General features: G+C 44.8%; 7 protein-coding genes. 3 read left to right on the forward strand and 4 right to left on the reverse strand.

The features are described 5' to 3' along the window. Positions 1-208: 208 nt before the first annotated feature. Positions 209-733 carry a hypothetical protein gene (locus B5F53_RS18975; protein ID WP_087226987.1) on the forward strand — a complete coding sequence of 175 codons (525 nt, stop codon included), beginning with the start codon at positions 209-211 and terminating at the stop codon, positions 731-733. A 5-nt stretch (positions 734-738) separates the two neighbouring features. Here B5F53_RS18975 and B5F53_RS18980 read toward each other — a convergent pair whose 3' ends face one another. Together B5F53_RS18980 and B5F53_RS18985 are read right to left on the reverse strand one after the other, a co-directional pair. After that, positions 739-2,232, reverse strand: coding sequence for a BCCT family transporter (locus tag B5F53_RS18980; RefSeq protein ID WP_087226989.1), 1,494 nt, complete (start codon positions 2,230-2,232; stop codon positions 739-741). A gap of 32 nt (positions 2,233-2,264) precedes the next feature. Further along, positions 2,265-3,518 (reverse strand): MFS transporter, encoded by a 1,254-nt coding sequence (locus B5F53_RS18985; RefSeq protein ID WP_087226991.1) that lies wholly within the window; start codon positions 3,516-3,518, stop codon positions 2,265-2,267. 290 nt (positions 3,519-3,808) lie between these two features. On the opposite strand from B5F53_RS18985, the gene B5F53_RS18990 reads away from it, so the two are divergent. Together B5F53_RS18990 and B5F53_RS18995 are read left to right on the forward strand one after the other, a co-directional pair. Continuing rightward, positions 3,809-5,221, forward strand: a complete 1,413-nt coding sequence (locus B5F53_RS18990; RefSeq protein ID WP_087226993.1) for a trimethylamine methyltransferase family protein — start codon at positions 3,809-3,811, stop codon at positions 5,219-5,221. 261 nt (positions 5,222-5,482) lie between these two features. Continuing rightward, positions 5,483-6,124, forward strand: a complete 642-nt coding sequence (locus tag B5F53_RS18995; protein ID WP_087226995.1) for a TetR/AcrR family transcriptional regulator — start codon at positions 5,483-5,485, stop codon at positions 6,122-6,124. Positions 6,125-6,194: 70 nt separating this feature from the next. Here the strand turns inward: B5F53_RS18995 and nox are convergent, their stop codons facing one another. Then, positions 6,195-7,523, reverse strand: coding sequence for a H2O-forming NADH oxidase (gene nox, locus B5F53_RS19000; protein WP_087226997.1), 1,329 nt, complete (start codon positions 7,521-7,523; stop codon positions 6,195-6,197). Positions 7,524-7,653: 130 nt separating this feature from the next. After that, the gene (locus B5F53_RS19005; protein ID WP_087226999.1) at positions 7,654-8,193 is read right to left on the reverse strand and encodes a histidine phosphatase family protein; all 540 of its coding nucleotides are present in this window, start codon (positions 8,191-8,193) and stop codon (positions 7,654-7,656) included. Positions 8,194-8,403 lie beyond the last annotated feature (210 nt).

Genomic DNA, 8,403 nt, shown 5'->3' on the forward strand with positions numbered 1-8,403 from the left:
CTTCGGCTATGTCCTTCCCACTACCGGGCGGATTTGGGACTTGCACCCTTAAGAAACGTGCGCCGCCAGGCGCACTAAAAAGCCATATAAGGATACAGGCCTCGAATCTTTCCTGTATTCTTATATGGCTCTCTTATTTCAGAAAATGATTGTATAAATCCGGCGTTTCCTTTACAATAATAGTACTTTATCGGAAAGAAGGTAGAAAATGCCAAGAAAAATAAATACCCACGGCGGCGGCGCCCGGACAAATGCCAACGGCCTCGCTTTTGAACAGCAGACCTCTTTAAACGATGCTCTTACGGCCGCAGGTTATACGGTTTTCGGAGTTAATGTTATAAAAAACGGCCAGACCATCGGTTTGTCTCTTCCCAAGAAAAAACTGTATACAGAATTCCTGGCTCCCAACGGCATCGATTACCGCGACTACAATTCAAAAGTCTGGGAACCGGACGAGGCCTTCCTCAATTACCAGAACCGCACCCTGTACGTCATCGAGAAAAAATTCCAGAAGTGCGCCGGTTCTGTGGACGAGAAACTTCCCAACTGCCATTTCAAAAAACAAGAGTATCAGAAACTGATGACTCCTCTGGATTATAAAGTAGAATTTCTCTACGTGCTGTCAGACTGGTTTCAGGATTCCCGTTACCGGGACACTCTGCAGTACGTTGTAGATATGGGATGCCTTTACTATTTCAACCAGATTCCCCTGGAAATTCTGGAACTTACATAATCCCCTTATTTTTTCCTGCCCTTCAGGGCAATGACCAGATTCACACAGATAAGAATCAAAATAAACAGATACGGAAACGCAATCACAATGGAAATGGTCTGTATCACCTCAATTCCTCCTGACAAAATCAGGGCAAAGGCAACTACCGCCATAAGAATCCCCCAGAACACTTTCTTCCTGTCAGGAGGATCCAGCTCCCCGTCTGAAGTCAGCATCGCAAGCACATAGGTGGCGGAATTGGCTGAAGTAACGAAAAAAGTAATCAGTAAAAAGATGGCCACCACCGACAGTACGATTCCACCCCTATACTGGGCAAAAATCCGAAACAGGGCCGTTTCCGGAGAGCCGGTCATCACAGCAAGCTCCTCCTGGGTAAAATTCCCTGCCACATGAAATCCCATGCTTCCAAAAGCAGAAAACCACACTGTGGATACTGCAGTAGGAATAATCATAACGCCTAAGACAAATTGGCGGATGGTTCTTCCTTTAGAAATCCTGGCAATAAAGACCCCTACAAAAGGCGCCCAGGACAGCCACCAGGCCCAGTAAAATACCCGCCAGTTATTAATCCATTCCCTGCTTCCATTATAAGATGTCCGAAGACTGTCCGGGAAAAAGTTCCATATACAATCGACCAGCCCCTGACAGAGAGTTCCGATATAGGAACGTCCCGGTCCGATAAAAAAGGCTGCTGCCAGAAGAAGGACAAACAGTATCAGATTAATATCTGACAGTCTTTTAATCCCCGTTCCGACTCCTTTTACAGCAGAATAAATATAAATGACCGCAATTATAACAATAATCACCGTCCAGGTAATCAGATTCCGGGGGATTCCCCACAGATACTCCAGGCCGCTGCTAATCTGCAGACATCCCATACCGAAGGAAGTAGCTACTCCCACAATAGTAATTACCGTTGTAAAAATATCAATTCCTTTTCCCGCCGCTCCCGCAACAGCTTTCTCCCCTATCATGGGCTGGAACAAATAACTGACCATGGCAGGTTTCTTTTTCCGGAACTGAAAATAGGCCAGTCCAAGTCCCATAACTGCATAACAGGCCCAGGGATGAAGTCCCCAGTGCATAAAACAGGAACGGATGGAAAAGCGCGCCGCCTCTTCTGTGAAAGGCTCAATTCCCTGTGCCGGAGCGATATAATGGGATAACGGTTCCGACACTCCCCAGAAAACCATCCCAATCCCCATTCCTGCCCCAAACAGCATTGCGAACCAGGAAATGGTACTGTATTCCGGTTTCTCCCCGTCGTCTCCCAGTTTTACTTTTCCCAGAGGACTAAAAGCCAGAACCAGGGCAAACAGCACAAAGAGAAGCATCACTCCCAGATAGAGCCAGGAAAAATGATCTTTCAGGCCCTGCATAAGTTTGTCTGAAACCCCTGCGAAAGAGGTGTTTCCCACAATTCCCCAGAGTGCAATTCCTCCTGCAATGACTGTGGAAAGCAGAAATACTACATTTATCTTCTGGTTTCTTCTTTTCATGCTATCCCTCCGTTCTTTTTCCCTTCGGTATCCTACTGAATCCCCAGCTTTTTCCTTCTCTGTTTCAATATCCAGGAAAACGCGATACCCAAAAGAGCCCAGGCTCCCATCCATGCCCACATAAGCAGGAAACCTCTCTCTACACTGCCGTTTGTTTCTCCCCAGGTAATGAACCGGCTGATAACCGGCGATACAAAAATATCAGGAGTCAAACCGATAAGCGAAATAATCCCCGTAGCCATTCCCGTATCTTCCGGCGGAATTCCGGCATCCCCCAGAATGGACCAATAAGTAGATTTAATAGCATTTACCATATAAGATAAGACCACAGTCATAGCCACACAGAGCATCAGCACATTTCCTGTCACAAGCACTCCCAGCACCGATAAGAGCGTACAGGCAAAGGCTGCCATCATCCCATGACCCTTGGAAGGGAACTTATCCATAAGGATACCGCCTGTCACGCCGGCTACAAATACGATAATATAGCTCCGGATAATGGAAAGGGTACTGGATATGTTCTCCGGGATATGCAATACCCTGGTACAGTATGTCCCCAGGTATCCGTTTACCGTGTTCCAAAGCGCATATCCGCACATGATGATAAAAATACAGTTCCAGATGGAAGGACTTTTCAGGGATTTCAGAATCAGATTCTCTTTCTTGGCACCCTGTTTTCCTTCCTCCTGCCCTGAGGCCCTGTCCTTCTGAGAACGGGGAATAAAAAACAGCACCGCCAGAAACATGACTGCAAAGGAAACTGCATTGACCCACAGAACCGCCTTAAATCCTAATTCATTTGTGGCAAACAGCCCCAATACACCCAGACACAGAAACGCTACCGCTGTCTGTCCAAGGCCGCGAAGGCCTTCACTGATACCAAACACTTTCCCCTGCTCCCTTTCCGAAGCAAGTCCACGGACGGTCTTCAGATAGGCAGACCAGAAAGTTCCCACACTAAAAACTCCATACAGTGCATGAATTATCAACAGTGCGGCATAACCCGGATAAAAGGAATACCAGACCGTACAGAGAAACATTCCGGCACAGGATACCAGCAAAAGTTTCTTCGTATCGAATTTTTCTGCCAGAAAACCGCCCGGAGCGTAACTTGCAACATTAAAAGTTCCGTATACTGCCCCAATGGCCCCGATTTGTATATCTGTCAGCTGCAGCGCTTCTTTCATCTGATCATAGAAAGAAAAGCGCAGGAACGGTGTCAGATATACCAGACCGGCAATAACACTTAATATCAACAGTATGACTGCGTTTTTTCCTTTTAACATATTCCGCCTCCTTTAGTTTTTATTGATAACCAAATGCAATTTCTCACGGTTACTATTGTTACTGTTTTTCACTTTTTATTTTTAATAATGATAGCAATTTTCCCCATTAATTTCAATCTATTTATATTTTATTCCTCTATTTCATTACAATTTACAAGTTTTCGTCGTTAATATTGGTAATATTTTTTCTTCTCAATAGGTTGACATTGATAACCTTTTATAGTATGTTTGAATCATCAAATATCCCTTTCGGAATTTTAATAAAAAATAATTTAACAGGAGGTACACCTATGCAGAGATATCAAGTGATTTCACAAGAAGAGCTGGAAAAAATACACGAGAATTCCCTCCGAATCATGGAAGAAGTGGGAATTATTATAACTTATGAACATGCCCGCCAGACCCTGGAAAAGCACGGATGCCGTCTGGATGGCAAAAAGGTTCATTTCCCCCGCACCCTGGTAGAAGAAGCGATTCGTCTCTCTCCTTCTTCTTACACCCTGTACGGAAGAGATCCCTCCAAAAATGTTACTATAACCTGTGAAGATGTGGCCTATGCCGGACCCTACGGTTCTCCTTTCGTTACGGATATGGACAAAGGGCGCCGGGAAGGTTCTCTGGAAGATTTTATTAATATTGTTAAAATCTGCGACAAACTTCCTAATATTGATATTCAGAGTCATATTTCCTGCGAGCCTCAGGACGTCCCGGTCAAAGAACGCCCGGTTACCATGGTTTACAACACCATGAAGTACAGCGGAAAACCGTTAATGGGAAGCGTTTACGGCTACGAAAACGCCATGCACTGTATCGAACTGGCAGCTATCCCCTTCGGTGGTCTGGACGCCATCAAAGAGAAACCGGTCATCTCCTCCATCCCCTGTACGCTGACTCCCCTTTCCTACGACGAACGTCAGTTGGGAGCGATTCGGGCTTATGCAGAAACCGGTCAGCCTCAGTTAGTGAATTCCCTTTCCATCGCAGGCATGACCACTCCCGCTACTTTAGCCGGATTGGTATCCGTACAAAACGCAGAAGTACTGGCAGGTATCGTATACGCCCAGTGCGTAAATCCCGGATGCCCTATCGTATATTCTGCTTCCGGTTCCAATGCGGAAATGAGCACAGGGCTTCTGACCATCGGTTCTCCCGAAGACGCAGTTGTATCCCTGATAAACGGACAACTGGCAAAATACTATCAGATCCCCTGCCGAATCAGCGGCGCTTTATCCGATGCGAAATTAATGGATTCTCAGGCCGCCTATGAATCCGCCATCACTTTGCTTATGGCACAGATGGCCGGCGGAAACTTCATCCTCCATGCAGCCGGAATCATCGAGACCTACAATTGTACGTCTTACGAGAAACTGATTATCGACAATGAAATTATCGGTTATATCAAACGCATCAACCAGGGAATCACTGTAGATGAGGAAACTCTTGCTTATGACGTAATTAAAGACGTAGGTCCGGGAGGAACCTTCCTGATGGAAGAACATACCGTGGACTGGTACCGCCAGGAATTCTACCGTCCAACTTTAAGCGATCGGAGAAGTTATGCACAGTGGAAAAATGCGGGTGCGCTGACTGCAGAGCAGGAAGCAAACAAGAAATGGAAGGCCATTTTAGACAATTACGGCGATTCCACCTTATCTCCTGATATTGATGCAGAAATGAAAAAATACATGGAATCCTGCAAATAATAAGAAAGAATCCTGCGAGCAGGATTCTCCGCCTGCGGCGGGGGCGCAAAGCGCCTTCTTCCACTCCGACGCAGCGCGATCCACGCGGAGCGTTTTGTTTAATAGGGAACGCAGTTTCCTATTAAACAAAAAAGGCTGCAAAAGCAGCCTGTATAAAAGGGGCGGCACAAAACCGCCCCTTTTTCACCTTTCAGTTTTTTCTTGCTATATTTTCAAATTAAAGTTATAATTTTTTAAATACCTATTTTGGAGTAATGACTTATGGCTTCCAACAAGAAAAACGAACTTATTGTTAAAACTTATGAAATGCTGAAGACAACCAGTCCGTCTGACATCAAAATCCGCAATATTGCCAGTGCCTGCAACTGTACCACTCCTGTGATTTATAAATACTTTGACGATTTGGATCACCTGGTACGGTTTGCTGCAGTGCGCTTTCTGGAAAATTATATTATTGATCTCCAGGAAAGTGCCAATTCCAACTCTTCCCCTCTGGATATGCTGATTTCCATGTGGGACTCTTTTGCAAAATATGCCTTTGAAAATGTAGAAATCTTCGAATTATTTTTCTGGGGAAGATATAAAGAACAACTGGGCGACACGATTTTTGAATATTATCAGTTATTTCCGGATAAATGGAAGAATCTGGACGGACTCTTTACCAGTGTCTTTTTTAATAACGATTTAAAAGAACGGAATTATTTAATCGTCCGCCGGGCCGCTGTTACGGGACATTTCTCACTGGAAGACGCCCGTCTGTTCAGCGATATTTGCTGCGATCTGTTCCACGGGCTTCTCCTGGAATACAAAGACTCGTACCGGGATCCGGCCAAAGCAAAAGAAGGAGCCGAGACTTATATGCAGATGTTAATGTCTCTCATCAGCCGCTACCGGATAAAATAAGAACCTATATTCAACAAAACAGGAAGGAATCTTTTTACCTGCAGATTCCTTCCTGTTTTTTATTCAACTTTTATTTGGCGCCAAGAGCCGCCATGGTAATATAGTTATACGGCTGGTTAAAGTGAGGCAGGAAGAAAATATCCAGTAATTTCAGCTTGTCAATGGTCACGCCTTCTTCAATCGCCAAAGAGAACATATGGATTCCCATGGAAATATCATCCGCAGACGCCATCTGCGCTCCAACCACGCGTCGGGACTCCGTTTCATAGACAATACGGATTTTTACTTTTGCATTTTCTTTCATAAATCCCGGTTTCTGCAAATCTTCATAATCTGTATAGCTGACCTTCATTCCATTCTTTTCAGCCGCTTTTACAGATAAACCTGTGGAAACCATGTTGTATCCGAAAATGGAAATTCCGTTGGAACCCTGTACGCCGATGGATTCCAGAGGCGTTCCTCCGATATTATGTCCTGCTACAATTCCGGAACGGACCGCATTGGTCGCCAGAGCGATGTAGGTCTCTGCCTGAAGGGCATTGGAGTAAATGGTTGCACAGTCGCCCACTGCATATACATCCGGATCACTGGTCTGCTGATGTCTGTCCACACGGTAAGCGCCGTTTGCGAAGCAGTCCAGATGCTCTTTTCCAAGAGCGGTATTGGGAACGAAACCGATGGCGTTGATTACCAGTTCTGCCGGATACTCACCTTTATCCGTCACAACCGCTTCTACCCGTCCGTTTCCTTTATAGGCAGTTGCTCTCTCACCATAGTGCGCTTCGATTCCGTGTTCTTCCAGGTTTTTGTCCATATCTTCTGAAAACCAGGGATCATAGTAACTTGCCAGAGAAGTTGGAGCCACGTCAAACAGACGCACTTCTTTTCCTCTGCGTTTGGCTGCCTCTGCAATCTCCACGCCAATGTAGCCCGCGCCGATTACCGCTACATTTTTTACATTGGGATCACTGATCTGCTTATCTACACCCTGGCCGTCCTGGAATAATTTCAGGAAGCTGATTCCCTCTAAATCATTTCCCGGAATCTTCGGATCGATAGGCAGCGAGCCGGTTGCCAGAACCAGTTTATCATAAGATTCTTCATAAACATTTCCGTCTGCGCTTTCGCAGGAAACTTTCTTCGCCTTAAAGTCAATGCCTTTTACCGTTGTTTCCATGCGGATGTCTGCACCCTTTGCCTCAAAAGCTTCTTTATTGGTATAGAAGAGATTTTCATAGGAATCAATCTGTCTTCCTACCCAAAGAGCTGTTCCGCATCCCAGGTAACTTAAATTCGTATTGCGGTCAATCATAACCACCTTCTGATCCGGGTAATTATCTAATAAAGTATTTGCCGCCGCAATTCCTGCATGATTCGCACCAATGATTACTGTTTTCATTTAAAAATACCTCCTTCTGGGTTTTCCTCACTTCGATTTATCCTCATTATACGAGTTTATTCCTCAGGTTTCAACCCCTTGGAGCAAAAAACTTACTTTTTTTGTCCAATTTATAAAAATCCCAGCAAAATCAATGCCATTCATACTTTCTAATCTCACAATTTTTAATTCCGAAGCGGGCAAATTCTTCATTTTCCATTTCATAAAAATAAGAATGCACCGCCCGGGCAATTCCGTTGTGTGCCACAAGCAGATACGTTTTATCCTTCTCCTCTTTCAGCTCATCCAGAAGATTATATATCCGCTGGCAAAGCCGCAGCATGGACTCTCCGCCCTGATAATCGCTGATAAAATTCATTTTCGCCTTCTGAAATTCCGCGCCGTCTCTGGGGGTGGATTCAAATTTTCCGAAGTTCTGCTCCTTCAGTCTTATTTCCATCCTGCGGGGGATCCCGGTGATCTCTGAGATATGTCTGGCAGTCTCCGCCGCCCGAATCAGCGGAGAATACAGAATTTCGTCTATAAGAATCTCCTGCTCTTTTATTTCCCTCCCCAGACACTTCGCCTGTTCATGCCCCAGCTCTGTCAGGGCAATATCTGTCGCCCCGCAGATTTTATTCTCCACATTCCAGATCGTCTGTCCGTGTCTTGTAAAATATAATACTCCCATCTCACTCTCCCCTTTTGTTTTTATTTTCTGTTTTCTCTGCGTATAAAGTAATATAGCACAATCGGCATCAGCGCGCAAAAAGATCGAAAAAAAAGAAAAAAAAGATTGTTTTTTATGCAAACTATGTTTATTCTACCGGTCTTTAGGAGTTGAATTAAAAAAATAGTGCTAAGCCATAGTTTAAAACCTATGACTTAGCATTTTATTTAT

Source organism: Blautia sp. An249 (assembly GCF_002159835.1).
Lineage (GTDB): Bacteria > Bacillota > Clostridia > Lachnospirales > Lachnospiraceae > Blautia_A > Blautia_A avistercoris.